At 54.7% G+C, this 24948-nt stretch carries 27 protein-coding genes and 2 pseudogenes; 20 read left to right on the forward strand and 9 right to left on the reverse strand.

What is annotated here, in order from left to right:
- Nucleotides 1-4: 4 nt before the first annotated feature.
- Together ABRZ26_RS11860 and ABRZ26_RS11865 are read right to left on the reverse strand one after the other, a co-directional pair.
- A complete protein-coding gene (locus ABRZ26_RS11860; RefSeq protein WP_172290868.1) occupies nt 5-331 on the reverse strand; it encodes a helix-turn-helix domain-containing protein in 327 nt (108 codons plus the stop codon).
- Between the two features lie 126 nt (nt 332-457).
- Nucleotides 458-859, reverse strand: a complete 402-nt coding sequence (locus ABRZ26_RS11865; RefSeq protein WP_172290867.1) for an H-NS family histone-like protein — start codon at nt 857-859, stop codon at nt 458-460.
- A gap of 204 nt (nt 860-1063) precedes the next feature.
- Here ABRZ26_RS11865 and ABRZ26_RS11870 point away from each other — a divergent pair, with 204 nt between their 5' ends.
- Genes ABRZ26_RS11870 through ABRZ26_RS11910 form a run of 9 tightly spaced genes read left to right on the forward strand, consistent with a single transcriptional unit; the run spans nt 1064 to nt 8307 of the window.
- Complete coding sequence (locus ABRZ26_RS11870; RefSeq protein ID WP_172290866.1) at nt 1064-1378, forward strand: integrative conjugative element protein, RAQPRD family; 315 nt, start codon at nt 1064-1066, stop codon at nt 1376-1378.
- Nucleotides 1375-1608: a TIGR03758 family integrating conjugative element protein gene (locus ABRZ26_RS11875; protein WP_172290865.1), complete on the forward strand. Its 234-nt coding sequence runs from the start codon at nt 1375-1377 to the stop codon at nt 1606-1608. Before ABRZ26_RS11870 ends, ABRZ26_RS11875 begins: the two co-directional genes overlap by 4 nt.
- A gap of 39 nt (nt 1609-1647) precedes the next feature.
- Entirely contained in the window at nt 1648-1992 is a 345-nt protein-coding gene (locus ABRZ26_RS11880) for a TIGR03745 family integrating conjugative element membrane protein (protein ID WP_150437848.1), read from the forward strand.
- A complete protein-coding gene (locus ABRZ26_RS11885) occupies nt 1992-2351 on the forward strand; it encodes a TIGR03750 family conjugal transfer protein (protein ID WP_150437847.1) in 360 nt (119 codons plus the stop codon). The genes ABRZ26_RS11880 and ABRZ26_RS11885 overlap by 1 nt, the downstream gene beginning before the upstream one ends.
- The gene (locus ABRZ26_RS11890; protein WP_112092717.1) at nt 2348-2986 is read left to right on the forward strand and encodes a PFL_4703 family integrating conjugative element protein; all 639 of its coding nucleotides are present in this window, start codon (nt 2348-2350) and stop codon (nt 2984-2986) included. The genes ABRZ26_RS11885 and ABRZ26_RS11890 overlap by 4 nt, the downstream gene beginning before the upstream one ends.
- Nucleotides 2983-3810, forward strand: a complete 828-nt coding sequence (locus ABRZ26_RS11895; protein WP_319604376.1) for a TIGR03749 family integrating conjugative element protein — start codon at nt 2983-2985, stop codon at nt 3808-3810. Before ABRZ26_RS11890 ends, ABRZ26_RS11895 begins: the two co-directional genes overlap by 4 nt.
- A complete protein-coding gene (locus ABRZ26_RS11900) occupies nt 3807-5216 on the forward strand; it encodes a TIGR03752 family integrating conjugative element protein (protein ID WP_112092719.1) in 1410 nt (469 codons plus the stop codon). The genes ABRZ26_RS11895 and ABRZ26_RS11900 overlap by 4 nt, the downstream gene beginning before the upstream one ends.
- Nucleotides 5216-5611: a TIGR03751 family conjugal transfer lipoprotein gene (locus ABRZ26_RS11905; RefSeq protein ID WP_112092720.1), complete on the forward strand. Its 396-nt coding sequence runs from the start codon at nt 5216-5218 to the stop codon at nt 5609-5611. Before ABRZ26_RS11900 ends, ABRZ26_RS11905 begins: the two co-directional genes overlap by 1 nt.
- Nucleotides 5612-5613: 2 nt before the next feature.
- Nucleotides 5614-8307, forward strand: a complete 2694-nt coding sequence (locus ABRZ26_RS11910) for a conjugative transfer ATPase (RefSeq protein WP_112092721.1) — start codon at nt 5614-5616, stop codon at nt 8305-8307.
- Between the two features lie 156 nt (nt 8308-8463).
- On the opposite strand, the gene ABRZ26_RS11915 is transcribed toward ABRZ26_RS11910, so the two are convergent.
- Nucleotides 8464-9393 carry an AraC family transcriptional regulator gene (locus tag ABRZ26_RS11915; RefSeq protein WP_172290863.1) on the reverse strand — a complete coding sequence of 310 codons (930 nt, stop codon included), beginning with the start codon at nt 9391-9393 and terminating at the stop codon, nt 8464-8466.
- A 120-nt stretch (nt 9394-9513) separates the two neighbouring features.
- Between ABRZ26_RS11915 and ABRZ26_RS11920 the strand changes: the two genes are divergently transcribed.
- Both ABRZ26_RS11920 and ABRZ26_RS25100 read left to right on the forward strand, forming a co-directional pair.
- Nucleotides 9514-10401, forward strand: coding sequence for an SDR family oxidoreductase (locus ABRZ26_RS11920; RefSeq protein WP_112092723.1), 888 nt, complete (start codon nt 9514-9516; stop codon nt 10399-10401).
- Between the two features lie 194 nt (nt 10402-10595).
- Nucleotides 10596-10912 (forward strand): annotated as a pseudogene (locus ABRZ26_RS25100) (transposase).
- A gap of 193 nt (nt 10913-11105) precedes the next feature.
- Here the strand turns inward: ABRZ26_RS25100 and ABRZ26_RS11930 are convergent.
- Nucleotides 11106-12014 (reverse strand): MlaA family lipoprotein, encoded by a 909-nt coding sequence (locus tag ABRZ26_RS11930; RefSeq protein ID WP_112103634.1) that lies wholly within the window; start codon nt 12012-12014, stop codon nt 11106-11108.
- A 630-nt stretch (nt 12015-12644) separates the two neighbouring features.
- Here ABRZ26_RS11930 and ABRZ26_RS11935 point away from each other — a divergent pair.
- The 3 genes from ABRZ26_RS11935 (at nt 12645) to ABRZ26_RS11945 (ending at nt 15115) form a co-directional block, all read left to right on the forward strand.
- Nucleotides 12645-13295, forward strand: coding sequence for a TetR/AcrR family transcriptional regulator (locus ABRZ26_RS11935; RefSeq protein ID WP_112092783.1), 651 nt, complete (start codon nt 12645-12647; stop codon nt 13293-13295).
- Between the two features lie 423 nt (nt 13296-13718).
- Nucleotides 13719-14183, forward strand: a complete 465-nt coding sequence (locus ABRZ26_RS11940; RefSeq protein ID WP_112092784.1) for a hypothetical protein — start codon at nt 13719-13721, stop codon at nt 14181-14183.
- Between the two features lie 152 nt (nt 14184-14335).
- The gene (locus ABRZ26_RS11945) at nt 14336-15115 is read left to right on the forward strand and encodes a DUF2145 domain-containing protein (RefSeq protein ID WP_220087931.1); all 780 of its coding nucleotides are present in this window, start codon (nt 14336-14338) and stop codon (nt 15113-15115) included.
- Nucleotides 15116-15489: 374 nt separating this feature from the next.
- On the opposite strand, the gene ABRZ26_RS11950 is transcribed toward ABRZ26_RS11945, so the two are convergent.
- The 3 genes from ABRZ26_RS11950 to ABRZ26_RS11960 form a co-directional block, all read right to left on the reverse strand.
- Nucleotides 15490-15774: a transposase gene (locus ABRZ26_RS11950; RefSeq protein WP_223881710.1), complete on the reverse strand. Its 285-nt coding sequence runs from the start codon at nt 15772-15774 to the stop codon at nt 15490-15492.
- A gap of 174 nt (nt 15775-15948) precedes the next feature.
- Nucleotides 15949-16131, reverse strand: a complete 183-nt coding sequence (locus ABRZ26_RS11955) for a hypothetical protein (RefSeq protein WP_223881709.1) — start codon at nt 16129-16131, stop codon at nt 15949-15951.
- A 27-nt stretch (nt 16132-16158) separates the two neighbouring features.
- On the reverse strand, nt 16159-16404 hold the full coding sequence (locus tag ABRZ26_RS11960; RefSeq protein WP_223881708.1) for a hypothetical protein: 246 nt from the start codon (nt 16402-16404) through the stop codon (nt 16159-16161).
- Nucleotides 16405-16687: 283 nt separating this feature from the next.
- Here ABRZ26_RS11960 and ABRZ26_RS11965 point away from each other — a divergent pair.
- A pseudogene (locus ABRZ26_RS11965) lies at nt 16688-17781 on the forward strand (IS3 family transposase).
- Between the two features lie 115 nt (nt 17782-17896).
- On the opposite strand, the gene ABRZ26_RS11970 reads toward ABRZ26_RS11965, so the two are convergent.
- A complete protein-coding gene (locus ABRZ26_RS11970) occupies nt 17897-19591 on the reverse strand; it encodes a thiamine pyrophosphate-binding protein (protein ID WP_319604377.1) in 1695 nt (564 codons plus the stop codon).
- Between the two features lie 520 nt (nt 19592-20111).
- Between ABRZ26_RS11970 and ABRZ26_RS11975 the strand changes: the two genes are divergently transcribed.
- From ABRZ26_RS11975 to ABRZ26_RS11995, 5 genes are read left to right on the forward strand one after another with little or no spacing between them, the layout of a single operon-like run.
- On the forward strand, nt 20112-20519 hold the full coding sequence (locus ABRZ26_RS11975) for a TIGR03757 family integrating conjugative element protein (RefSeq protein ID WP_112092787.1): 408 nt from the start codon (nt 20112-20114) through the stop codon (nt 20517-20519).
- Nucleotides 20516-21499 (forward strand): TIGR03756 family integrating conjugative element protein, encoded by a 984-nt coding sequence (locus ABRZ26_RS11980; protein WP_150437843.1) that lies wholly within the window; start codon nt 20516-20518, stop codon nt 21497-21499. Before ABRZ26_RS11975 ends, ABRZ26_RS11980 begins: the two co-directional genes overlap by 4 nt.
- Entirely contained in the window at nt 21450-22832 is a 1383-nt protein-coding gene (locus ABRZ26_RS11985) for an integrating conjugative element protein (RefSeq protein WP_150437842.1), read from the forward strand. The genes ABRZ26_RS11980 and ABRZ26_RS11985 overlap by 50 nt, the downstream gene beginning before the upstream one ends.
- On the forward strand, nt 22832-23158 hold the full coding sequence (locus ABRZ26_RS11990) for a hypothetical protein (protein ID WP_112092790.1): 327 nt from the start codon (nt 22832-22834) through the stop codon (nt 23156-23158). Before ABRZ26_RS11985 ends, ABRZ26_RS11990 begins: the two co-directional genes overlap by 1 nt.
- On the forward strand, nt 23155-24663 hold the full coding sequence (locus tag ABRZ26_RS11995; protein WP_172291750.1) for a conjugal transfer protein TraG N-terminal domain-containing protein: 1509 nt from the start codon (nt 23155-23157) through the stop codon (nt 24661-24663). Before ABRZ26_RS11990 ends, ABRZ26_RS11995 begins: the two co-directional genes overlap by 4 nt.
- Here ABRZ26_RS11995 and ABRZ26_RS12000 read toward each other — a convergent pair whose 3' ends face one another.
- Entirely contained in the window at nt 24664-24942 is a 279-nt protein-coding gene (locus ABRZ26_RS12000; protein WP_150437839.1) for a hypothetical protein, read from the reverse strand. It lies immediately after the preceding gene.
- Nucleotides 24943-24948: the final 6 nt, after the last annotated feature.

Consider the following 24948-nt stretch of genomic DNA (forward strand, 5'->3'; position numbering starts at 1 on the left):
CGCATTACCTGATCCATTTATTTTCCAGCGAGGCAAGCAGCGCATTTTGTTGAGCTGCCGATAGTTCGGCAAATTTCAGGATCATCTTAGCCAGATTATCGTCGTCTGCATAGAAGTACGCCAGCGGGACTTGTAAAGCCAGCGCCAGATGGCCGGCTGTCACGATATTGGCTTCGTGTACGCCTTTTTCATACCGGTTGATACGCGTACTGGCAACGAACTCGTCAATCCCGGCGGCGATACCCAGCCCTTTCTGGGACAGCCCACGAAGCTGACGGGCATCCTTTAAACGTTTACTGAAAATATCACTGTGCGATCGATGAGCATTCATAACTACGATAATCGTAGTTATGAAGAATTACCGATACTACGATTATCGTAGCCGGGTGAATGATTTGACAATGTATTTGGCGCAGTAATCGATGTCACTCATGCCCGGGAACATCTGAGCCAGACTTCAGATGGCAAAATCTTCCAGTGTCTTGCCGTCCTTTTCAATGGCTTCACGGATGACGGCAGGGGTTCGGCCTTGCCCAGTCCATGTCCGCTCGTTGCCGTTTTCATCCGTGTATTGATATCTGGCGGGACGAGGCGTGCGTTTGGCTTTGGCTGGCCGGTTTTTTACATCGCCAAGCAATTCAGCAGGATCAATACCGTCTTCCAGCAATCTGGCGCGTAAAGCCTCTATTTTAGCCTGCCGTTCAGTCTGTTCCTGCTGATTTCGGGAGTCTTCCTCGCGGCGATCTTCAACAATGGCCGTCAGTTTCTCCAGCATCTCTTCCAGCGTTGCCAAATCGGTTTCGCGTGCCAAAGCGCGCAGGGAGCGTATGTTATTTAATACCTTAAGAGTTTCACTCATTTATCGTCATCCTGATGGTTATCAATCAGCGTTATCTTACAGGAGAGACAGGATTCTGAACTACTCGTTCAGCACAATAGAGTCTGATGCTCCAAACGCCTTCCCCAAGAATTTTCTTTTTTTCCGCTAATCAGTTGATTGCGGAAACCGTTTAACCGCTCTGGCACGCTGCAAGCCTCCCCTCAATTGTCTCTGGAGGCCAGAATGACTTTTCTTTCGCGACTGTGTTTATCCGCCATGCTGCTGGCCGGTCCGGTTTATGCCGCACCGACGACGGAACAGGCCAGTCTTGCCCTGATGCTAACGCAACTCAATCATATCGAGTCCACCCTGCAATGTGCGCAGACACAAGCCGCCCAGGCCCCGGCTGAACGCTTCTTTTTCGATTACACGCAGGCCTACGCGGATATCGGAACTATCCGTACCGGTATTGAGCACTATCTGATGCCGGCCCGGGCGCAGCCTCGCCACATCATCCCACTTTCAGGCCGTTACCGGCTTGAGGATGCCGCGCAATGACGTCTGAACAAATCACCGCGTTTCAGGCGGGAAGTTCCGCACAGCCCGCCGAGGTCAACGTGGTGGTGCTGGGATTATTGTGCGCCGCGCTCTTCGTGTGGGCCGCCTGGGTGCTGCTGCGCTCTTGGCAGGCTTATTCCGGCAACGCGCTGACGCTACGCCAGTTCGGCGGGATCGCCGCCCGCACCACGCTATTGCTTCTGGTCTGCTTCTGGCTGGTTCTCAGCTAATACCCCGTCTTCTTTAATGCCGTTCATCCGGAGAGTGCCATGTCTACAAAACACCTGATCCGTCGTTTTTATTTCGCCGTCTTGCTGTCCGCCTGTTCATTTTCCACCTATGCCGATTTACCCACGATGGAAGATCCCTCTCGCGGCAAGGGCAGCGGCATCATGGATACGCTTAAAAATTACGGCTACGACATCGTGATCCTGCTGTCGCTGGGCGTCTGCGCCGTAGGTTTTCTGGTCGTCGCCAACAGTTGCATCGCCACCTATTCGGAGATCCAAAACGGTAAAAAACAGTGGAAGGATCTGGGCGCCATGGCGGGCGTCGGCGCCATCCTGCTGGTCGTGACCATCTGGCTGCTGACGCAGGCCAGCGAGGTGCTGTGATGACATTGACGATCGATTTTCTGCCGGACCGCCTCAATCGCGAACCGGTCGTGTTTCGCGGGATGACGGCTTCCGAGCTTTTTATCTCGCTGGCTGCCGGCTTCCTGTCGGGACTAACCGGCGGAATACCACCCGCGCTGTTACTCGGCGTCTGGGCGCTGATCCCCACCGGCGGACTGGCAGGCGCCGCGCTCGCCATTCTGGTCGGCGGACGCTATCTGGCGCGCCTGAAACGGGGGCGACCGGATACCTGGCTATACCGCTCGGCGGACGCCTGGCTGGCCCGTCAGGGTTTCGGCGATCCCCGTCTGGTGCAAAGCAATGCGGTCTGGTCTACCCGCAGGAGCGTGAAATCATGAGCCAGTTCAAACACGCGCTGGCCGCCCGCGATGCGCATATTATCACCCTGCGTCTGGCGCTGGGCCTGCTGCTGGTGATTATCGCCGCACTCTGGTACGGCTGGCAAAGCGCGCCACGACACCTGACCATTCATAATCCGCCCGATCTGCGCGCCGGCAGCACCCGTCCGTGGTGGGAGGTACCGCCGGGCAATGTCTACGCCTTCGCATTTTACATCTTTCAGCAAATTAACCGCTGGCCCGTTGATGGCGATCGGGATTATCCGCGCAATCTTTCCGCACTGAGCGCCTATCTGACGCCCGCCTGCCGGGCGCAACTGGAGCAAGACTACCGTCAGCGCCGGGACGCCGGAGAATTGCGCGACCGGGTGCGCGGCGTTTATGAAATCCCCGGACGCGGCTTTAACCACAAACGCGTGGAGGTGCTGGATCGCGATCGCTGGACGGTCACGCTCGATCTTACCGTGGATGAATATTATCGCGCGGAGCCCGTCAAGCGTGCGCTGGCACGCTACCCGTTAAGCGTCGTGCGCTATGACGTGGACGCTGAAAAAAATCCCTGGGGACTCGCACTCGACTGTTTTGCCCGCCCCCCGCAAAAACTGGAAGCGACGAGCGCAACGGAGGAAAAATGAAAAAGGTCATCCTGCCTCTCCTGCTTTTGTTCTGCCCTTTCTTCGCTACCGCAACAGAGCTGGTGCAATGGCAACGCATCCCTCTGCCGGTTGAACTGCATGTCGGCCATGAACGCGTGCTGCTTATCAACAAAAACGTCCGCGTCGGCTACCCCGCCGAGCTCGGCGACAAACTACGGATCCAGAGCAGCGGCGGAACGGTCTACCTGCGGGCCAGTAAACCGTTTACCGATACCCGTCTTCAGCTCCATGACGTGGAGAGCGGCGAGCTGATTTTACTGGATGTGCGCGCCGCTGACGGCGATGCGCTGGAGCCGCTGGAACTGCGTTACGACGAAGCGGTTTACCGTAACGATATCCCCGACAGGCCGGATACCGAGGCCCCGGCCGATAGCGTCGCGGAAACGCCTTTCCCCGTGCCGGTCGCGCTCACCCGTTATGCGGCGCAAATGCTCTATGCGCCGTTGCGCACCGTCGAGCCGGTAGTAGGAATTCGCCAGGCTCCCGCGCGTCTGCCCGCTACCGTCACCACGTTGCTGCCGACTGAGCCGGTAACCGCCACGCCCCTGGCGGCCTGGCAACTCGACGGCTACGCGGTCACGGCCATCAGGCTGCAAAACCGCAGTCCGGGCCGTATTCACCTCGATCCACGCGCGTTACAGGGCGCCTTTGTCGCCGCCACGTTTCAGCACGACTGGATCGGCGCACAGGGTACGCCGCAAGACACCACCGTGGCGTACCTGGTCACAGACGGCGGCGCGGATCACGCCATACTGCCGGAGCCGCCCGCTGTCGAAAAAGGGAACAAGGGGGCAAAACGATGAAATTACAGGCCAACAACCTGTTGAAACTGCTTCTCCCCTGCCTGCTGCTGGGCGCAGGATTTATCGGACTGAAATCCTGCCAGCCCGCCGGCAGCGAAAAAAGCGAGCAGGACGAACATGCCGCGGCCGATTTAAGCGGCGACGAGCTCACCGCGCTGGGCATCGACGGCGATACGCCCCGGGATACCGTCGCCACGCTGGTCGGCCAGATGAAACAGTACCGTCAGGAAATGGCGGAAATGCGTGAGAACAGCGCCGCGCTGGTTCAGGAGAACCGGCGGCTACGTGAACGCGACCAGAATGTGGAAAGCCGCATCAATAACGCCATCAGCCGGGAGCGCGAGACGTTCAGTTCAGCGCTACAAAAGCAGCAGAGTACCCTGCTGGACAGCGTTCAGGAGAAACTCAGCCAGCTGACGCAGAAGCCCGCCGCCGCGGACGATATTCCTCTCGGACTGGGGCTGGAAAATCAGGGGGTTCCCGCTGGCGCCCTGCGCTGGATAGAGCCTGCCGATGCCATGCCCGTGGACAAACGCGGTCAACCCGCCGTTTCCGGCGTGCAGTTCCCGATGCCGTTCGGCTTAGCCGGAGATAGCGCGAACGGTCGGCAGAAGGAGGCTCAGGGTGAGGACACGTCAGGCAAACGTGCAGCTAAAGAGGTTGTGCCGATTTACACGCTGCCAGAAAACAGCACCCTGACGGGTTCGGTCGCCATGACCGCGCTGCTGGGGCGGATCCCGATTAACGGCACGGTCAGCGATCCGTATCCCTTCAAGGTATTGATCGGCCGCGATAACCTGACCGCCAACGGCATCGAACTGCCCGACGTCGAAGGCGCTATCGTTTCCGGTACGGCATCCGGCGACTGGACGCTCTCCTGTGTGCGCGGTACGCTTCACAGCATCACCTTCGTCTTTCGCGACGGCACCGTGCGTACCGTTCCGCAGGCCGCCGGTCAATCAGGCCGTGGCGGCAACAGTTCACAAAACAGCGGCAGCGGGATCGGCTGGCTGTCCGATCCACACGGCCTGCCCTGTATTCCCGGTGAGCGTAAATCCAACGCCGCAGAGTATCTGTCGTCGCAATTTTTACTGTCGGGATCGTCCGCAGCCGCCAGCGCGTTCGCCAACGGACAGACCACCTCCACCGTGGAAGACGGTTCGATCACCTCCGCCGTCACCGGCAACAGCGGACAGTATGTCCTGGGGCAGGCGCTGGGCGGCGGCCTGAAAGAATCCGCCGACTGGTTCAAACAGCGCTACGGTCAGATGTTCGATGCCGTTTACGTCCAACCCGGCCACCCGGTCGCCTTACATATCACGCAACAACTCGCCATTGATTACGAAAAACAGGGCCGCAAAGTGAAATACGCGCCGGCCACCGGCAATAAAGGAGGACTGGACTGATGAAACGCCACTTTCTTTCTCTTCTGCTGCTGACGCTGGCAGCTACAGGATGCAGCACCTCGCAGGAAACCCTGCTGCCGGTGGATGAAAACACCACCATGCTGAGCCTGTGGGGACGTCAAACCGGCGACAACCGCACGCTGTATGACCAGCGCAGCCTGCTGCGCCGCCCGCTGGAACAGCCCCTGACGCAAGAGCAGCAGTCCTATACCCGCACCGCCGGAAACGAAATCCGGGCGCAGTTCCGACGCCTGCCCAACCCCGATATGTTGATGTATGTCTACCCACACCTGACGGACGGCGAACCCACGCCGGTGCCGGGCTATTCCACCGTATTTCCTTTCTACACGCGGGTGCAGTACGCCATGCCCGGCGAACGCACGGAGGCGCTGTAATTATGCAGACCGCACAGCCTCGTACCGGGAAACTCACGCAACAGGCGGCGAACGCCGCGTATCAGAAAGGCCCCTCCTTTGTCGATTTGCTGCCGTGGGTAGAATACCAGCACGACAGCCAGACGTTACTGCTTGACGACGGCCGCTCGGTGGGCGCTGTTTACAATATCACCCCTGTCGGCACCGAAGGCCGCTCGCAGCAGCATTTATCCGAGATCCGGGATATCGTCAAAGACGCGCTTCAGGATACCTTTGAGGAGTTGGATAGCTGTCCGTGGGTAGTGCAGTTTTTCTGTCAGAACGAGGACGATTTCAGCGGCTATCTGCAACAGCTACGCGACTATGTGACGCCGGCAGCGCAAGGGTCGGCATTCAGCGAAGCCTGGCTGAGCGAAATGGAAAAGCACCTGAACGGCATCACTCGCACCGGCGGTCTGTTTTTTGACGATGTGGTGACTCGCACGCCGTGGCGGGGGCAAATTCGCCGCACCCGGCTGGTGATTTACCGCTATTCGCCGGCCAGAACGCAGCCCAGCGACCTGTCGCCGGAGCTGGCGCTGAATAATGCTGGCGACAGGCTGGTATCCGCGCTGGCGGGCGCCGGACTTCACGCACGACGTCAGACCGGCGCCGACGTTCAGCGCTGGCTGACGCGCTGGTTTAATCCTGCCCCGCCGTGCGACGACCGCCAGGCATTTTACGGCATGGCCCCGGAACAAGATCCCCTCGACGAAGCAACGCCGCCGGTCATGACTGATTTTGCCGAGTCACTGCTGTTCAGCGAACCTGTTTCCGACGCGCGTCAAGGGATTTGGTGCTTTGACCGGCTGCCTCACAAGATTGTGACGGTTGATCGTTTACGCAAACCACCGCGTATCGGCCATCTGACCGGGGAAAACCGCAAGGGCGACGGCATCAATGCCCTGTTCGACCTGTTGCCAGAATCCGCCATCATGGCGCTGACGATGGTGGTTTATCCGCAGGACCGGCTGGAAGCGCACCTGAACCGCCTGGCAGACCGCGCCATCGGTGAAAATGTCGATTCGGAATACACAAAGAAAGACTGCCGGGACGTCAGACAATGGCTGAAAGCAGGCCATAAAATGTATCGCAGTACGCTGGCATTCTATCTGTCGGGCCCGGACGTTGCGGCACTGAACCGGCAAAGCCGGGAACTGAACAGCGTATTGCTCAACGCCGGACTGGTGCCGGTACAGGACGGTGATGAAGTGGCGCCGTTAAGCAGCTACCTGCGCTGGCTGCCGATGTGTTTCGATCCGGGCCGCGACAAGCGTCATCTGCATACCCGGTTTAATTTCGTGCAGCATATCGCCAATCTGCTGCCGGTCTTCGGACGCGAAACCGGCACCGGGCATCCCGGCATCAGCTATTTCAACCGGGGCGGCGCGCCGTTCGACTTTGATCCCCTGAATCCGGCCGATCGAGCCAAAAACGCGCATCTGTTGCTGCTGGGGCCGACCGGGGCGGGGAAATCGGCCACCCTGAATGGCAAAATCGCCCAGTTGATGGCGCTGCACCGCCCCCGCCTGTTTATCGTCGAGGCGGGAAACAGTTTTGGGTTGATCGCTGACTATGCGAAACGGCACGGACTGACGGTCAACAAAATTAGCCTCAGACCCGGCAGCGGGCTCACCCTGCCGGTCTTCGCCGACGCATGGCGGCTGGCGGAGCAGGATATCAGCGCCGACCTGCCGGATAGCGACGAGGAGGAAAAACAGGACGATGACGACCAGCGCGATATCCTGGGTGAGATGGAGATCACCGCCAGACTGATGATTACCGGTGGCGAAGCGCGGGAAGACGCGCGTCTCACTCGCCCTGACCGCGCCATGATCCGCCAGGCGATCATCAATGCCGCCACGACGTGCCACCGGGTCGGGCGTCAGACGCTGACGCAGGATGTGCGCGATGCGCTGTTCGACCTCTCCCGCGACGCCACGCTGCCGGAACCCCGCCGCAACCGGGCCTATGAAATGGCGGAATCCATGAACATGTTCTGCTCCGGCTTCGAGGGTGAGTTGTTTAACCGGGAAGGACAGCCCTGGCCCGATGCCGATATCACTCTGGTCGATCTGGCCACGTTCGCCCGCGAAGGCTACGAGGCCCAGCTTGCCATCGCCTATATTTCATTGATTAATCACATCAACAATATCGGTGAACGCGATCAGCACCTGTCCCGCGCTATCGTCAATATTACCGATGAAAGCCATATCATCACCGTCAACCCGCTGCTGGCGCGCTTTCTAACCAAAGGCTCAAAAATGTGGCGTAAACTCGGTATCTGGCTGTGGCTGGCGACGCAAAACCTGGCTGACTTTCCGGATGACGCGAAAAAGCTGCTGAACATGATTGAATGGTGGGAACTGCTGGTTATGCCGCCCGAGGAAGTAGAACAACTTGAGCGCTTCAAAATCCTGACCGAAGAACAGCGCCTGTTGCTGTTGTCCGCGCAGAAAGCCCCCGGTAAATACACCGAAGGCGTAGTGTTAGCCAGCAAAGTGGAAGCGCTGTTTCGGGTGGTCCCGCCCAGCCTGTTTCTGGCATTGGGGATGACGGAAAAACACGAAAAAGCGCAACGGGCTCAACTGATGCGGGAGCAAGGGATCAGCGAACTGGACGCCGCTATTCTGGTGGCCCAAATACTGGATGAAAAGCGGGGGCTGATGACAATATAATGAGCGGGATTAGAAGTTTGCTGAGTTACTTCCCTGTACGCGGTACACCTCTTTTCCCCCTAAAGGAGGCATATTCCATGGCATTAACCAATGCCGTCGTCCGGCAGGCCAGCACCACCGGCAAAATCTAGACCCTGAACGGATACCGACGGTCTGTCATTGTTCGTGGCTGGTAAAGGCGCGAAGAAGTTGTTGGCGATGCTCACGCGGAGAACATCCCCACTCTTTTTTAAACGCCCGACCAAACGCGCTATCGCTATTGTACCCGGCGGACTGCGAGATCTGAGTGATTGAATCGCGGGAATTTCTGAGGCGCTCTCCTGCAAGCAACATTCGCCATTGGGAGAGATATTTCATCGGCGTGATGCCGACCTTGCGCTTAAAATGTTCGGTAAAAACGGTCCGGGACATACCAACCCGCTTTGCCAATTCCTGCAAAGTCCAGGGGAAAGCTGGCTCTTGGTGCATATAAGTAATCGCGGCTTTGAGCTGCGGATCGGAAAGGGCAAACATCCAGCCAACGTGTTCATTCCCTTTCTGCTGAAGGAATACCCTTAGCGCCTGAACCAGCATGATTTGTACCAGTTGCTGCGCGATCAAATCACCACCCGGTTGGGGCACGCGCATCTCTTCTCGCAGACATTCCATGGCATTACGCATAACCTTTTGCCCGATACCTTCGGTGACCGGTATCAGTGGGGGCAGGGAATGCAGCAGGATATCGGCATGGGCGCTGCTGAAGGTAAAACGTCCACCAAGAATAAACGCCCCATCCCGGGGCGCTTGCATTGTTAGCGCTGAGCCCGTCTCCTTGTCCGGCGGGATAAAAGGCTGCGGTAGACTGTCGGGAGCGGTCGCCAGACAAAAGGGGGCGCCGGAAGGCAGAAACACACAGTCGCCCGATTTTAGAAAGATTGCCTCCTGGCTCCCGGTGACAGCGACCCAGCAGTTTCCGTCGATAACAACGTAGCATTTGATGCCCTGGTGTCGCCTGAATTCAAGCCCGGTTCCCGCAGTTAGGGGAAAACCGCCGGAGATATAAGCCTCCAGTTTGAGCAATGACAGAACTTCTGAAAGAGGATCCATAAAATACCGTACGATCTGCATAGAATAACGAATTTATAGCAGAGACCGTACCGATCATCCTCTTTTACACTGACACTTAAGGGTGAAATAGTTAATCTGAACTGCTTACCGGGGGAAATTATGAATATATTTTTAACGGGAGCCACCGGTTTTATTGGACTCGCGATCACCACAGAACTTATTCGGGCTGGCCATCGGGTAACGGGCCTGGCTCGTTCGGATAAAGGCGAACAACTTCTTGCTCGTGTCGGAGCAGAAACTCATCGGGGAGCGCTGGAAAATATTCAAAGTCTGGTTGACGGGGCACAAAAGGCCGATGCGGTGATTCATTGTGCTTATGACAACACTTTTAGCCATCCGGAAGAGATGGTGAAAAAAGAAACCCAGGCCATCAAAGCGCTGGGAAGAGGGCTACAGGGCTCTACACGCCCCTTGATCATTACTTCTGTTGCAGCCATGGGCTGTGCCGCGCCGGGTCAACTGGCTACCGAAGATTTTTATGATCCCGCGACGCGGAATCCGCGTAAGTCAACCGAACTGGCCGGGGCCCGCGTAGCAGACAATGGAGTCAACGTTTCGATTGTCCGGCTCCCGCAGGTCCATAATGAGTGTAAACAAGGGTTCGTCACTTCACTTATCTCGCTTGCCAGAGAGAAAGGGGTATCCGCTTATGTGGGTGAGGGTACCAATCAGTGGGCCGCCGCTCATCTTCTTGATGTGGCTACGCTTTACAGGCTTGTGGTGGAACAACCGCAATCCGGGCTGCGTTACCATGCGGTAGCAGAAGAAGGCATTCCTCTTCGTGATATCGCGGAAGCGATTAGCGTGGGCCTGGATGTCCCGCTGGCCAGCCTCTCCTCGGAAGCCGCTAACGCCCATTTTGGCTGGCTGGCGATGTTTGCACAGATGGATATGCGGGCATCAAGTGCGCTGACCCGGAAACGCCTAGACTGGCACCCAGCCCATCCGGAATTGCTTCAGGATATCGAGCGATACTTTTCGCTTTAACCTGCCAAATCGCCTACTGTAGCAAAAAGGCCGCTAAAGGAAACTTAAGCGGATTTTCTGTGCAGCTAATCTGACTATCCACTTAGCTTGGCATTTTTGCACTGATAATCATACTTGTGTCGCTGCCAGGCTGTGTCCCATAACTATTTTTTGTACAAAACGGAGCATGGTTCAACCACAAAAAGTCCTTTAATTTGGCTCGTTACGATTTTCCTGATGATGCATGGTTTCTAATTTCCCCCATGCTGCCTCCTGAGAGAGGCTCTTCCAGAGGTGGGCGACCTTACCTTGCACACAGACATGTTATGAATGGCATATTTTGGGTTCTGTGTTCTGGCGCAGAAAACTCAATATCCGGTTGTACGAAAAACGCAATGTAGTGGAACGCTGCTTTGCAACATTAAAAGAAAATCGTCGGATCGCTATACGTTCAGAAAAAACAGCAAGAAACTATCTGAGCATGCTCAAACTGGGGACGATCCAGTTATTTTTGAGGAGGCTGTTGAGCTAAGGGATACAGCCTAACTCATATCCTATCCGCGCAACAGGAGAAAAGTCGGGGGGAGCCATAACCCCAGGCTCCCTCTCAATATTTTGGAATAAGGCCTAACAGTTAAATGTGGTGCGAGTTATGTTCGTAACTAATTAATCTGGCGAAAGATGCCGATCGCCGTGGCTGTTTTTACCCCTCCCTCTGGCGTTCATCACGGATCCTGAGCTATCTGACTATCGCGTCGCTGTATCCAGGCATCACGCACCAGCACATATTCGTCCTCCGCCTGCTTGCGGGCTTCGTCCATGGGGAACGCGCGCGCGCGCCCATCCACCAGTTTCATGACTTGCAGCGTGTATACCACTCCGCTGTTTTCCACGTAGCCGATGGGAGACAGAGGTTGGTCGCCGACCATGCTCACGGTGTCGCGGACGGTACGAGGGCCGAGTAAAGGCATCACGAGATAACGGGAATCGCGCCAGCCCCATGTGGCAAGCGTTTGCCCAAAGTCCTCACTGGATTGCCTGGATAAGCCGATGTGGGACGCCGGATCGAACAGGCCGCCGATCCCGATGGTCGAGTTGACAACAAAGCGCCCCAATGATTGGGCGCCCTGGCCCGGCCTGCCTTGCAAGGTGTGATTGACCGCCGTTGTCGGTTCGCTCAGGTTCTTGAAGAACCGCGTCACACTTGATTGCACCGACTCTGGCGTGATCTTCTCATAGGTGATCGCTAGGGGACGGGTCACGTATCTGTCGATGCCATTGTTGACACTGTGCATCCGACGGTTGAATCCCTCCCACGGATCCCGCGTGGAGCCTTTCGGGCCGGGCGGAATAGTGTCGTTAGCCGACATAAGGGGGGGCATCGTCCGGGCGACTGGCGCATCTCCCGCAGACCGAGATGCGGCTGGTGCCGCAGCCGTCTCAGTTCTAGCGGAACCCGCTATCCCCATTGCGCGGGTGGCTTTCAAGTCGGGGGTTGAAGACTCATCGGCCCGACCAACGACAATCGGCGTAGGGGAACTTGAAGCGACGGCTTTCTGCTGCACGTTATCGCCGGCGCAAGCGCTGGTAACCAGCACAACCAGGGTAAGCAGGATGAAGCGGCATGCATTCATAAGTGTATTCCTTTCCTGTTGTGAAGAAGGCGTTGGTCAAGCCGGAATTATCATCAAGCAGTCTGGCCGCCTGACGCGCCCCCATTCAGCAACGTGGCCCGGCTATGCAGCAGGGAGCGGGAAAACACATCTGCTTGCCATGTTCTTCCCGCAACAGGCGGTGCTGTAGGGGGTGAGAAACCTTATACCATAATGAACGATCGGTCAGTAGAACTTTTTCAGCAAGTTTCATCAACTTCAGTTGCTGATTTTTTGTGATGAGAGGAAACATAGGTTGCCCCGGGCTGGGGAGCTATTCATTGATGGTTTAAAACGCCCGGTATGCGAGAGCGGTCAATAAAAGAGAGCGTTGGACGCCCCCGTGCTTTACACTCTGACGAACCAGGGCTGCGCCCATAGCTTGTTGGCCACGAGGCGGCTAGCCAATACCCGTTTAGTCGCATTTCTCGCCGTCAGTGATGCAGTGGTCTGCGATAAATGGCGCGCGACGTTGCATTCGTTTCAATGTTGACAGCCTTGAACGACGCCAAAGCGAGGGAAATGCTTTCCTCCTGGCCCCGTTAATTTCGTCGGATATGTTTAGGTGCTTCGCACAGATCTTGCGATCCGGCGCTTACATGACACGGCAGCATGAAGAAAAAAAATCCATCAGCCTCCTTGGCCGAGGTTGCTCCCAAAAAGAAAAGAACACGTTTGCCCCTTGAGGTTCGGCGCCAGCAGATCCTCGAAGCGGCGCTGATTGAGTTCAGTGCATTGGGCTTTACCGCCGCCAGCATTGCCAGGATCGCTCGCCGGGCTGGCATATCCAAAGCCAACGTCTATGTTCATTTCGCCAACAAGGACGATATATTCGAGACGCTCCTTGAGCAATTGATGAGCCGCTCGGAAAGCAACTGGAGCTTGTTGCGGGATGTGGAGAACGCTGACGAGCTGGTCGAGCGCCTTGTCGATTTTGCCTACGGCGGGTTAACCGACGACACAATTGCGATTGCCCGACTTCTCATCACCGAAGGGCATCGAGTGCCGCACCTGCTCGCAAAATGGGATGCGGGGAATATGCAGGGGCGCAGGGAGCGTCAAGCGCTTATTGATGGGTTCGTGGCGGCCGGAGTCGTAAAGTCCAGTCCATTGACCGAGAATTTCAACCTTGTGATGGCCCCCGTTGTCTATTCGGCCGTGGCTCAGATGGTAATGGGTAAGGAGAAGGCACAGAGCGAACTGCAAGCAATCAAAGAAACGCATCGCAAACTGTTGACTTTATTATTACGCCCTGGCGAATAGTTACTCTCCGCGTTGTCTCCTTCCCCGGTTTGTGCAGCTCGCTAGGGGCGGGCTGCCTGCTCCTTTCGCACTCGGAGTGGCCATACGATCTCTTTGTCTCTGGCCCCGAGTCTGTCGCCAATAGATGTGTTGATATTGTCGCTTCGGGTATTTACTGTCCGATCATTCGGTAGTAGATTAGATTGATAATGAACGATCGGTCATTAGTAATCTATCGTTATACAGTCAATATCGTCCTCGAGCATCAGACTCTGGGGCTGACCGTATCGACCACAAACCCATGGCGCACGACACAAATCTTAAGCCGGAATAGTCGTTGCTGCGGGGTTGTCATAAAGCATAAAGAAAGGTGTCGGCATTGAACCGCCACTTTTTCTTAGCAAGAGCAACGTAGTCAATGTTTGCTTTACTTAAGGAGCCACTATGGCGTCTCTAACGATTTTTCGTCTTGTCTGTATCATGGCAATCACCGCTGCTTCATTCCACGCGCAGGCTGAAATCTTCGCTTCATCCGCATCCTCCGCCTCAAGTGCCGGCTCGGCATCCAGTGGGAGCGTATCGGATTCGTTAAGTGGATCGAGCGACAGCTCAAAGGATGATGAAAAGACGGCGGGCGGCAACTACCGCATCATTGATGTCGCTGACGCGCCTGACCGCACCGGATTTCGCCGTGTCACCATGCAAGGCAATAATGCTCAGCGGCATCTCGTGCTAGATCTGCCCCAGGCGGTTCTCGACACGCAAGACCTGGAGGCCGGCGACATCGTACTTGCGCAGCAGAGGGTCTATGGTCTCGAATTCGCTCGTGGCGATACGCAGGAAGCTTTTTACCTGGTACTTGCTGACAACTGGCATGACGATCTCGCCGCGCGCGCCGTTACCCAGTGATGAGGAAGCGCTGCCAGGTAGCTTGGATTCTAACCGTGCTCATGCTCGCCACCGGGTGCGCGAAACGTCCTGTCACATCGTCTCCCCAGACTTCAGTGGGGTCAGACTTTTGTGATCGCACACAGCAGTTTTCCGCGGTTCAGCAGGATCGCTTGCTGCGATTCGCTGCGGTCGTGAACGAAGAACTCGCCGCAACCGACGGGGATACGGTATTGATTAGTCGCTCCGGTCTTGACCTGTCACGCTTTAATATCCGCTATTCACATGCTGCTGTGGCGCTGCGTGGCGAGGATGGTCGCTGGACCGCTCGCCAGCTCTATTACGCCTGCGATGAAGGACGCCCACGAATCTATGATCAAGGGCTGGCTGGGTTCGTTATGGGAACCGAAAATGCATCTCTCGGTTATATCTCGATCATCAAGATCCCTCCGGTAGCCGCACGGAAGTTGCGTTCAGCGGCACTCGACAAGCGGCTGGCCTTACGGTTGCTGGCTGCGAACTACAGCGCCAACGCCTATGCCTTTGGCCTAGACTATCAGAATTGTAACCAATGGGTCATGGAGTTGCTTGCTGTGGCGTGGGGAAACCTTGCCGATGGTGCGGACTTACGCGGGCGAGCGCAAGATTGGCTTCGTAAGGCACCCTATACGCCTGACCCCATTGAGATCCCCTCGCGTTGGATGATGTTGGCATCGACTTTTGTGCCATTGGTACATCTGGACGATCACCCCAAGGAGGATCGTGAGGCCATGCGCCTGAAAATCAGTTTACCGCAAACTGTCGAAACCTTCATTCAGGAGAAAATTCCAGGCAGCGAACGCCTGGAGGTTTGCCTCGATGGCCAGCAAGTCGTCGTGAGCCACGGATGGTCTCCTATTGCGGCAGAATGTCAGCCGGGCGCAGGGGATCGTGTCGTCGCCTTGGTCGATTGACGGAAAACGGCGGACACCACATCAAACGGATAAACGTTATTGCTGGACTCAGTCGCGGTTTCACCATGACGCTTGATATCAATTCGTTTCTCTGGATATACGCTTGCGGTGGATAATATCCGGGAAATGTCGGCATGATATTTAACGCCTAAATAACTCATATGGACACAGACCCAATGCAAGCGTGGGCGTTCCTTTTCTCTGACAATGTAGTCACAAACCTATATTCGGCGTCAACGAGCCCTGATGAACATCCGTATTCTCTGGCCTCATTATCGCAATGGTCTGTTATAACCAGATTATTTGTCAGGTTCACAGAGAGTCGGTTCTACCTGTCATCACATCAGCTCTTTGACTTTACTTAAAAATTTATATCACGTCTGTACATAAATAGTTTGCTGATTGACCACTGCCCAGGCCATTCGGGCATTCTTGTTTGCCTGAGCGACAACGGTTTTGTTCACGCAACTTCGGGCTATTATCCCCCTGAGCCAGTGTTGCAGGCCGTTACAACGTTCATCGGGAAGGTTACCGATTCGGTACACCACTGAGCGAGCGCCATAGATAAGAAGACCACGCAGGTAAGCATCACCCTGTTTTGTTATGCCCAACAATTTAACTTTTCCACCACGGCTGTACTCCTTCGGGACCAGTCCCAAATAGCTGGCAAAATGCCGGCCGTTTTAAAAATCGGAACGGTCCCCCGGTGCAATCGTCAGTGCGAATGCGCTCAAGACACCAATGCCCGGTAAACTTTGTAAGCGGGTTGTATCCTCATTCAGTGACCCGATATGCTCAGGGCGTTTATCGAGTTCTTTTAATCACCGCTGATATTACCTGAGCTCCTGCAACAACTCATGAAATAACTGCCGGCTCATTGCCGTCAGTTCATTTTCTGCGTCTTCCCGATAATCGGGCAGGCATGATGCCACTTTGTGTGGCTCTTCCGGTATGGCGATACCGTATTCCAGCCCTGACCCTCGTATTTGATTGATGAGAGCAGTTCTGTTTTTCATCAGACGCTGGCGACCCCGGAGCAGGCATTACATATCCTGCTGCTCCAGACTTTTTCCCGGTACATAGCGCATCCCTGGACGGCTATCAGCTTCAACGATGGCAATGGCATCATTCTTATCGTTTTTATTCCCCATTCTGAACGAGACAACATACCGGGGGCTGATTTGTTTAACATCATGTCCGTATTTTCTGAACTGACGAGCCCGGTAATTTGCACTACCGCAGGCTTCCATGACTATCCCTGACGGTGGTTGTTGAACAATGAAAGCCATCAGTTTTTCACTGGGTTACCATTTTGTTGGCTTTTATCTGTCCTTGCAAAGTGGCAATGTGTAATTGAAAAACTCGCTTTGCCAGATCAATTCCGATAATTTTTTCCATTGGACACCTCTTCCATTTTGCTGTTGGCACACACTGACAGCATGACTCATTGAAGCCGATTGTGGGGAGGTGTCCATTTCATTATCGCACATTGTGATCTCTTCCCATTAAACAGGACCAGGCTAAACTGGAGTTTTCTGCCCTTCTTTTCCTTAAAAAAGAGGCAATCCGGCCATGAAAAAGATCCGCTGTACTGAAGAGCAAATTGCTTTTGCCCTGAAGCAGGCTGAAACGGGCACTCGTGTGGGTGAAGTGTGCCGAAAAATGGGTATCTCTGAAGCCACTTTTTATAATTGGAAAAAGAAATTTAGCGGAATGGGCGTAACGGAGCTGCGTCGCCTGCGTCAGCTTGAAGATGAAAATCAACGTCTAAAACGGCTGGTTGCCGACCTCAGTCTCGATAAGGAAATGCTGCAAGAGGTGCTGAAAAAAAAAGTTTTAAGGCCTGCTCAAAAGCGCGAAATAGTCGTATTTTTACAAGACGCATATCGAGTAGGCGGTCCTGTCGTCTGGCGATGCTAAGTCGCACGGTTTATAACTATCATTCGTGTCGTGACGATCGCGCGGTAACGATGCGCATCCGAGAAATAGCGGAAACCCGTATCCGTTATGGCTGCCAGCGCATACATATCCAGCTGAGGCGCGAAGGCTGGGTCATTAATCATAAAAAAACGCATCGTATTTATTGCCAGGAAGGACTGAATCTACGGCGTAATCGCCCCCGTCGCCATGTGAGTGCGGCACACCGGGTTGAACGGCCGTTGCTGTCAAATCCGGATCAATGCGGGAGCATGGATTTCGTTGCTGATAATCTGTTTAACGGGCGCCGGTTTCGGGCATTAACTGTGGTCGATAATTTTAGTCGGGAATGCCTGGCGATCCATGCCGGCCAGTCGCTCAAGGGCGAGGATGTGGTGGCGGTGATGGAGTGCCTGAGATTGATGCATAATCGTGTGCCGATAAGGATCCAGGCAGACAATGGCAGCGAATTTATCTCAAAAGCGCTGGATAGATGGGCGTATGAAAATAAGGTCACCATGCACTTCTCACGCCCCGGCACGCCGACGGATAATCCGTTTATCGAATCGTTTAATGGCAGCCTGAGGGATGAATGCCTAAATATCCACTGGTTCCTGTCGATGGAAGATGTGCAGGAAAAGCTCGATCGCTGGCGGGAAGAATATAACCATGACAGGACACATTCTTCATTAAATGATCTGACTCCGGCAGAATTTATCCGAAGTCACCAAAAAAGACAGATCCTCTAATTGATCCTGGGTCAGGATATGGGAGAAGTCAATTGATGCTCCACCTCTAATCGTGCGAGGCCCGTACTGGCGGGATGTTATGTCCTGCAAGTGTAGCGCTATTATGCGAAGCTATTTAGAGTGATTTAATTGTATTGATCCGATCAAGTAACGGCGGTTGCGCGTCTTTATCGATCAACACATCAATCACAGCGGGAACACCTTTCATGATCGCCGCACGCAGCGCGGTTTCCAACTCGTCCGCCTGTGCAACCCTGACGCCATCTGCGCCCAATGCGGTGGCGAACAACGAAAAATCAACTTGAGGAATAACACAGTCCAGCGGCGGGTTGCCTAACAAGCTCAATCCTTGTCGACACATGTTGTATTCACCGTCGTTCATTATCAGCCAAATAGCCGGTAATTGATAACGGACAGCCGTACTGATTTCATTATTCATCAGCATGGAACCATCACCGATAATACCGAGGGTCGTCTTTCCTGACGCACTCAGGCCAACGATCCCGCAAGCATAGTGGCCCATGGCACCCAGCGCGGTACAAATTCGATAGCGGTTCGGTTTTTGAAAATGTAAATATCGGTTTGCCCATACAAACGTATTTCCTGCTTCCGCAGCGATCAAGCAGTCATATTCTTCAATCGCTACCTTTTGAATAATCGCCATTACCTGCTGTGGATGAACGACTCCAACCTTAACCGATATCGGAGCGCATTGCTCAGGTTCCTGTCCTCTGCAGAACATCTGGGGATGATAATAATCGGCATTTTTTTTTACTTTATCGTATACCCCATGCAGGAAATGAGAAATTTCCGCCTCAATAATCACGGCGCTGGCGGGAAGGTTCTTATTAATATCCTCATTTCTCAGTCCAATATAATATATATTAGCATGGGTCATCTGATTTTGAATATATGAGGAACTGAGCTCCCCTAGTTTCGAACCCAATATAATAACTGTCTTCAATGATGAGTCGCTTAGCTTTTCCCTAAGTTTTTCGCCATTGGATCCTAACCCGGTGGTGCCAATGTAAAGCGCGTGATTTTCGGGGAATATGCCCTTCCCTCTTGGGGTCGACATTACTGGCGTATTCGTTACAACAGCAAGACGGGTTAATATTTCTGCGGAATGAAGGCAACCGAATCCATTCCATATAATGGCTCCACCTGTTGTAAGCGCATCCGCTATTTTTTGCTGTTGATTCTCAGCGCCATTGTCCTTTTTGTAAGAAATTAAAGTGTGAAGGATTCGCTTGCTATTTATTTTATTATTTTCTTTTAAAATTTCTTTTTGAATATTCGTCGGAATGAAAATGCCCAGAACATGACCATAAGATGTCGCAACATTATTGATGGCGGCTATTGCTTCCACTAATTTTTCTTGTCTGTCGACAAAGACAATGCTGTCAAAGAAACCACTGATACCATCGCCTGCAAGGTCGTTGATATCTTGGCGGGTTGTTTGCTGCAATCCCCATTGACCATTGTGCTCCTCAATGGTGGTTGCAGAAATGAATATCACTTTAGCGCCATCCAACTTCGCCGCGCGCAATCCTGTCAAAGCATTGGTAATACCTGGTCCGGCCGTGGAAAATACGACAGAGGGAATATTGTTATATAAACTGTACTCAGAGGCGGAAAAAGCGGCTCCGCTTTCATGCCTGCAATGGATAACCTTGATGGATGAGTCCGATAGTGCTTCCCACAAAGGGACGATAAATCCGCCTGAAACGCCAAAAGCGGCGTCAACGCCTGCTTTTTTTACATTATCGACCAGTGTTTGTATGACCGTCAGCGGTTGTCCTTCGTTCATAAATCCCACCTATAAAAATATAAAGGTTTACCATCCTTTTATATGGCAGAGTTAAATGATTGACAATCAGAATACACTATTTTGATAAAATCGCCGCATGGATATAGATACATTGCTGGCTTCCCCCCCCCGATGAACTGCGCTCTCTGGCGTTAAAATTACTAGCAGGCCTTGAGCAAAAGACGCAGCGAAACCAGGAACAGGCAGACTACATTCAGCAGTTGGAAGAGGCACTAAAAAACGCCCGTCAGTGGCTCTTCGGTCGAAAAAGTGAAGCCTTTTAGGGAGAACAGCGCAGCCTGTTCGAAGAAATATCGAGGCTAATATCTCCGATAGGGACTTTTTATCTTAAAATATAACCCAACAATTACTTACAATTCAGTAAAATAATCCACCACACAAATCATTGATACGTTATATCTCTAAAAATCTCTCTCATTTCTATATTTAGTTGTTTACTGCCCCACAATCTGAATCCGATTAAATTTTCCTATCTAATTCATCAGACTGGGGAACAAAAATGCCATTCCGTTGTTTTTTAACGCTATTGATCACGCTTGCTACACAATCTACCGCCGCACAGGCCATCATTTACACTACGGGAAAGTGGCCGGTGATCAGCCCCCAACCCGACACAGTAGTGCAAATACTGGAAGATGTACAAAATCGGGAGCAGACGCTGTTCCCCAATCTGTACACCAGCCCGGAACAGGCTGAACGGCAGGCGCTGCTGCGGATGCAACAGCCAGACTGGCAGGAGAAGGAGGCACGGTTAACTCGCGCCTATCAGGCATTGATGGATGCATGGTCTCTGGGCATCTCCAAAGTTCCGGCAGTGGTGTTTGAAGATAAATACGTTGTCTACGGCACGACGGATATCGGGCTTGCGCGGCAAAAGCTGGAAGCCTGGCGGGAGCGGCAACCATGAAATTGCGCCGTTCCCTCTCATACGCCCTGCTGGCCGTGACGCTGCCCGCCGCCGCCATCACCACGCCGCAGATTGTAGCTTCCTCACTGTCGCCGGACTGCCTGCGATATCGGGTAGTGGGACTTTGCTATTGGCTATTATGCACGCCCTGGGGCTGTAGCGTAAAAGTCTCTATCAAGGTTAAACACAATCTGCCTGAGCTGGTGGTGTCGACGTACACCACACCCGGCGATAACCCGTGGCGGGAGATGGCCTTTATGGGGACTGCGGTCACTGGTGCCGAAGGCGGCGGCGACACCAACCCGCGTCCGGAAAACATCAAAACCAAAATTCGTTTCAAAAACGCCGACGCCATCGGCCACCCCGGCGGCGAGGTATTCAATCGTTTTCTGGGCGCATTCGGTTACAGTTGCAGCAGCGATGTCGTTCCCTTCCAGCCCTACTTTCTCAGTACCCTCGATACGCTGGCCTGGCGCGGCGCCGTGCCGGAAATGCTTTATCCCGAAGCGTTAACTCCCGGTCTGCGTGAAGTGGGACAGACCGGCGATTTATGGGGCAACGTCTACCCCCGCGCCGGCGCGTTGGGACAAACCCACGATCACAAAGCCGCGGCGGTCATGGCGCAACGCGCAGCGGATATCGTCACCCGTACCGGCCAGTTGCACGTCTATCTGCCGCTGACCGCCTCATCCCGTCCCGGTTACTGGCCGCCGTCCCCGGTGCAGGAAAACCGCTCCAACAATCACGGCTGGCAGATGCTCGTTCCCCAAACAAGCAACCAGTGCATCACCTTTCCCGACCGCAGCATCAACGACACCTACGCCGACAGGCTTGCCATTGATGGCAACTACTCCTGGACGCTCTGGCGTCCTTATTCCTGCTGCAAACGTCGCGGTCAGATATTTCTCGGCAGTACCGGAGGAGAATCCAATGAAACTGAAGTTCGCTCTGATCCCCCTATTGTCCTGCTTCCTCGGTGACATCGTGCTGGCAGCTGACGACAGCTATAGTCTGGAACAACGTGGCGCTATTGCGGACAGCCTTTATTACCAGATCGGCGGCGGGTCAGTGATCACTCCCGCCCTGACGCGCCGCAACACGCAGCTACTGAATATGCAACTGGGCTGGAATGCCGATCTGATGTGCGGAAATTTTGATATCAGCACTACGGTCAAAAACCAGCTTAACGGCGTCACAAGCGGGTTTCAGGATCTGATGGGGCAGGTTATCCAGAATGCCACAGGGGCCGTGGCCAGTCTGCCTGCGATGATCATCCAGCGAGCGAACCCTCAGCTTTATGATTTGCTTACCAACGGCATCCTACAGGGGCGGCTCGACTTTGATAAATCCATGCTCAGTTGCCGCAGGATGGCGGAGAAAATGACCGATTTTGCTTCCGGCTCGATATGGACGCAAAGTGCAAAGGCCGAAAATTACCAGACCGTCGCCGCCAGTGAAACCGATGCGGTACGCGCGGAGCAGCAGGCCAGTCGGGAAGCGGCTAAAAAAGGAAAAACCTGGGTGGGCGGGCAAAAACGAGGCGGCGCTGGGCAACGCCCCATCAAACTTATCGGCGATACCGTCAAAGCGGGCTACAACCTCCTGAATCAGCGTGACGTAACGGATACCAGCAGTGTCTCAGGCTCCTGGTGCAAAGGCGAGCTTTGTCAGGTCTGGGAAAAACCGGAAGAGGTCGCCGCATGGACAACGCGCGTTGTCGGTGAACAGACGATTAATGTCGCTCCCGATAATGATGCCGCCGGCAACAGCGAGAATAAAACCGGCGCGCAGGCGGGCGTGGGGCTTTCGCCGCTGATAGAAGAAGAGCAGGAGAAAATCGCGCAGGTGCTGGCCGAACTGGTTAACGGTTCGCTTCGGCCCACGCACGAGAATCTGTCCAAAGCCAGCGGCGGCAAGCTGTTGCTCACACGCGGCGTGATAGAGGCATTGAAAGACGATCCCGACGCCGTGGTGCTGGTACAGCGATTATCGGGAGAAATGGCGCTCGCCAGGGTAATGGAACAGGCGCTGATGGCCCGCCGCACCCTGCTGGCCGGGATGCGCGAGCCCAATATCGCCAGTGAAAAAGAAGCGCAGTCACAACTGGGACAAACCGCCCTGCAACTCGAGCAGGAACTGAACCAGTTACGCCTCGAAATGGAGATGCGCCGTGCGCTGGCGGATAACGCCAGCAGCGTCATTCTGGAACGTCAGTCCTATCGCAATCTGACGCAGGGCCGGACTATTGATACGCATGATGACATGGATAATCGCATCAACAAACTGAATACCCCGGAACAGGAGAGCCACTGATGACATTCTCCCGAACCGGTAAAATACTGCTGTATGTTGTGGCGCTGATACTGGTTGCCGCGCTGACGACCTGGCTGGGAATACAGCTAACCGGCAGTGGATCTGACTGGCGCCATTGGCTGTATCAGGCACGCTTCGGCCTGCTTTGCTGGCGTCTGGCGTTGTACCTCTGTCTGGCCGCCTCCTGGCTGTCGCTGCGCAGAACACTTCTACAACGTTATCCCGCCTGCCAGCGCTTGTCGCTGCGTACCGCCTTCCTGTTTTTTCTGCTGGTCGCTGCCGCAGAATACAGCAATCTGGTATACCTCCGGGGAGATGACGCATGACGGCCAATACCTATCTGGAATACTTCCTCACGCTGCTGGGGTGGCTCGCCAATAACGGCATCTGGTCGGTCATCACCGCGACCGGCCTGTTCGCCTTCCCGCTGCTGGCGAAGCTCATTGAAATCTGGCTAAAAGCCCGCAGTCAGGGGGCTGACGAGGGAAATCAGGGAGGACTGGCGTTAGCCTGGATGGAGCACACGGTCTACACCGCGCTGGTGGTCATCATGTTTGCCTGCGTCCCTCTGCTGGATGTCCATCTGTCCACTCTCCGCTATGATGCCTCTCGTATCTCGCAGTGTGGCCGCACCGTCGTGCAACCCTCTGATTCGGGTTACGCCTCGCTGACCAACGAACTGGGCGGCCAAACCGCGGCGGTTCCGGTATGGTGGTATTTTATTCATGCCGTATCCAAGGGCGTCACTAACGCCGCGGTCTCCACACTCCCCTGCTCTCCCGACCTGCGGCAGATCCGCTTCGAGGTACAGCATAGCCGCATCAGCGACCCGACGCTGGCGCAGGAGCTCCAGGATTTTGTGGAGGAGTGTTATGCGCCTTCCCGAGCCCGCCTGAAAAGACAAGAAGCCGGTCTGGCGCTGGATATCAGCGATGACGTGGCCTGGCTCGGCTCTTCTCACTTCCTGACGACGTCCGGCTACTACGATACCGATCACGCACGTTCGCCGCGAAGCCAATGGCCGTATGACAGCACCCGGGACGCCGGATTATTTGATGCAGGCACCGGCGGCTATCCCACCTGCAAGCAGTGGTGGCAGGACGGTAGCATCGGCCTGAAAGATCGCCTGCTGGCGCTGATTCAGCCTACCGTCTGGCAGCAGCTCAACGCGCTGGGGCAACCGAAAAGCGTTTACGAAGCGTCAGTGCTGCGTTCTCTGGTCAGTCAGCGAAACATGCAGGCATCACAAAGCGGCTCCGTTTATGGCGGATATGGCGGCAATGCCGGAATGATCTCGACCACACAAGCACTAACGAGACTAAGCAGTCTGACGGGTACCGCCGTGTCCAGTCTGGCGATGTTTCCGGCATTCGACAGCATGCGCCAGGCGCTACCGATGGTACAGGCCATTCTACAGATGGCGCTGGTGATCTGCCTTCCCATGGTCATTCTGTTCTCCGCCTATGCGCTGAAAACAGTGATCACACTGACGGCGGTACAGTTCGCCCTGTTCTTCGTCACCTTCTGGTGGGAGCTCGCCCGCTGGCTCGATAGCTGGCTGCTGATTGCGATGTACGACAGCAGTACCCATAGCAGCGTTTCGCTGAATACGCTGAATTACGGATTCCAGAACAGCAGCGACGACATCATCGTCAATATCGTGATGGGTGCCATGTTTCTGGTACTGCCGGCTTTCTGGATGGGGGCGCTGGGATGGGCGGGCATTGCGCTTGGAGGAGCCATAGAGGGTGCAATACGCCAGGGAACACATAATAGCCAGCAAGCCGGTGGTTCCAGCATGAGCGTACTAAAAAACGCTATACGAAAGTAACTATTCCGGCAATTTTACACCATTACAATAATAACCAGGCCCTTCGGGGCCATCACCGTGGTAGCCATTCAGATTTTTTCCATCGTCAAATGTGTCAGGCACAAACGCCAGAAAGTCCAGAATCAATTCGCCGACAGGTACAGCCTGATCCTGCGACTCCGACGCGGGCGATTGATCATGGCTCTGCTGCATTTGCTGCATGGCTTCCCGGCATTTATCTTCATTGGTCCATTCGTTATCCGGTGCGCTTTGCAGCCAGTTTTTGAGGCTGTTTTTCATGATTTC

Origin of the sequence: Brenneria sp. L4-2C (assembly GCF_040240335.1) — a bacterium.
Lineage (GTDB): Bacteria > Pseudomonadota > Gammaproteobacteria > Enterobacterales > Enterobacteriaceae > Brenneria.

Excerpts from the sequence above, each read along its gene's own strand:
- ABRZ26_RS11905 (WP_112092720.1), top strand. The coding sequence starts at position 5,216 with ATGAAACGCCACTTTCTTTCTCTTCTGCTGCTGACGCTGGCAGCTACA.
- ABRZ26_RS11890 (WP_112092717.1), top strand. The coding sequence starts at position 2,348 with ATGAGCCAGTTCAAACACGCGCTGGCCGCCCGCGATGCGCATATTATC.
- ABRZ26_RS11885 (WP_150437847.1), top strand. The coding sequence starts at position 1,992 with ATGACATTGACGATCGATTTTCTGCCGGACCGCCTCAATCGCGAACCG.
- ABRZ26_RS11935 (WP_112092783.1), top strand. The coding sequence starts at position 12,645 with ATGAAGAAAAAAAATCCATCAGCCTCCTTGGCCGAGGTTGCTCCCAAA.
- ABRZ26_RS11955 (WP_223881709.1), bottom strand. The coding sequence starts at position 16,131 with ATGAAAAACAGAACTGCTCTCATCAATCAAATACGAGGGTCAGGGCTG.
- ABRZ26_RS11860 (WP_172290868.1), bottom strand. The coding sequence starts at position 331 with ATGAATGCTCATCGATCGCACAGTGATATTTTCAGTAAACGTTTAAAG.
- ABRZ26_RS11995 (WP_172291750.1), top strand. The coding sequence starts at position 23,155 with ATGACGGCCAATACCTATCTGGAATACTTCCTCACGCTGCTGGGGTGG.
- ABRZ26_RS11985 (WP_150437842.1), top strand. The coding sequence starts at position 21,450 with ATGAAACTGAAGTTCGCTCTGATCCCCCTATTGTCCTGCTTCCTCGGT.
- ABRZ26_RS11920 (WP_112092723.1), top strand. The coding sequence starts at position 9,514 with ATGAATATATTTTTAACGGGAGCCACCGGTTTTATTGGACTCGCGATC.
- ABRZ26_RS12000 (WP_150437839.1), bottom strand. The coding sequence starts at position 24,942 with ATGAAAAACAGCCTCAAAAACTGGCTGCAAAGCGCACCGGATAACGAA.
- ABRZ26_RS11930 (WP_112103634.1), bottom strand. The coding sequence starts at position 12,014 with ATGAATGCATGCCGCTTCATCCTGCTTACCCTGGTTGTGCTGGTTACC.
- ABRZ26_RS11960 (WP_223881708.1), bottom strand. The coding sequence starts at position 16,404 with ATGGCTTTCATTGTTCAACAACCACCGTCAGGGATAGTCATGGAAGCC.
- ABRZ26_RS11880 (WP_150437848.1), top strand. The coding sequence starts at position 1,648 with ATGTCTACAAAACACCTGATCCGTCGTTTTTATTTCGCCGTCTTGCTG.
- ABRZ26_RS11875 (WP_172290865.1), top strand. The coding sequence starts at position 1,375 with ATGACGTCTGAACAAATCACCGCGTTTCAGGCGGGAAGTTCCGCACAG.
- ABRZ26_RS11940 (WP_112092784.1), top strand. The coding sequence starts at position 13,719 with ATGGCGTCTCTAACGATTTTTCGTCTTGTCTGTATCATGGCAATCACC.
- ABRZ26_RS11975 (WP_112092787.1), top strand. The coding sequence starts at position 20,112 with ATGCCATTCCGTTGTTTTTTAACGCTATTGATCACGCTTGCTACACAA.
- ABRZ26_RS11895 (WP_319604376.1), top strand. The coding sequence starts at position 2,983 with ATGAAAAAGGTCATCCTGCCTCTCCTGCTTTTGTTCTGCCCTTTCTTC.
- ABRZ26_RS11870 (WP_172290866.1), top strand. The coding sequence starts at position 1,064 with ATGACTTTTCTTTCGCGACTGTGTTTATCCGCCATGCTGCTGGCCGGT.
- ABRZ26_RS11865 (WP_172290867.1), bottom strand. The coding sequence starts at position 859 with ATGAGTGAAACTCTTAAGGTATTAAATAACATACGCTCCCTGCGCGCT.
- ABRZ26_RS11980 (WP_150437843.1), top strand. The coding sequence starts at position 20,516 with ATGAAATTGCGCCGTTCCCTCTCATACGCCCTGCTGGCCGTGACGCTG.
- ABRZ26_RS11900 (WP_112092719.1), top strand. The coding sequence starts at position 3,807 with ATGAAATTACAGGCCAACAACCTGTTGAAACTGCTTCTCCCCTGCCTG.
- ABRZ26_RS11970 (WP_319604377.1), bottom strand. The coding sequence starts at position 19,591 with ATGAACGAAGGACAACCGCTGACGGTCATACAAACACTGGTCGATAAT.
- ABRZ26_RS11910 (WP_112092721.1), top strand. The coding sequence starts at position 5,614 with ATGCAGACCGCACAGCCTCGTACCGGGAAACTCACGCAACAGGCGGCG.
- ABRZ26_RS11990 (WP_112092790.1), top strand. The coding sequence starts at position 22,832 with ATGACATTCTCCCGAACCGGTAAAATACTGCTGTATGTTGTGGCGCTG.
- ABRZ26_RS11915 (WP_172290863.1), bottom strand. The coding sequence starts at position 9,393 with ATGGATCCTCTTTCAGAAGTTCTGTCATTGCTCAAACTGGAGGCTTAT.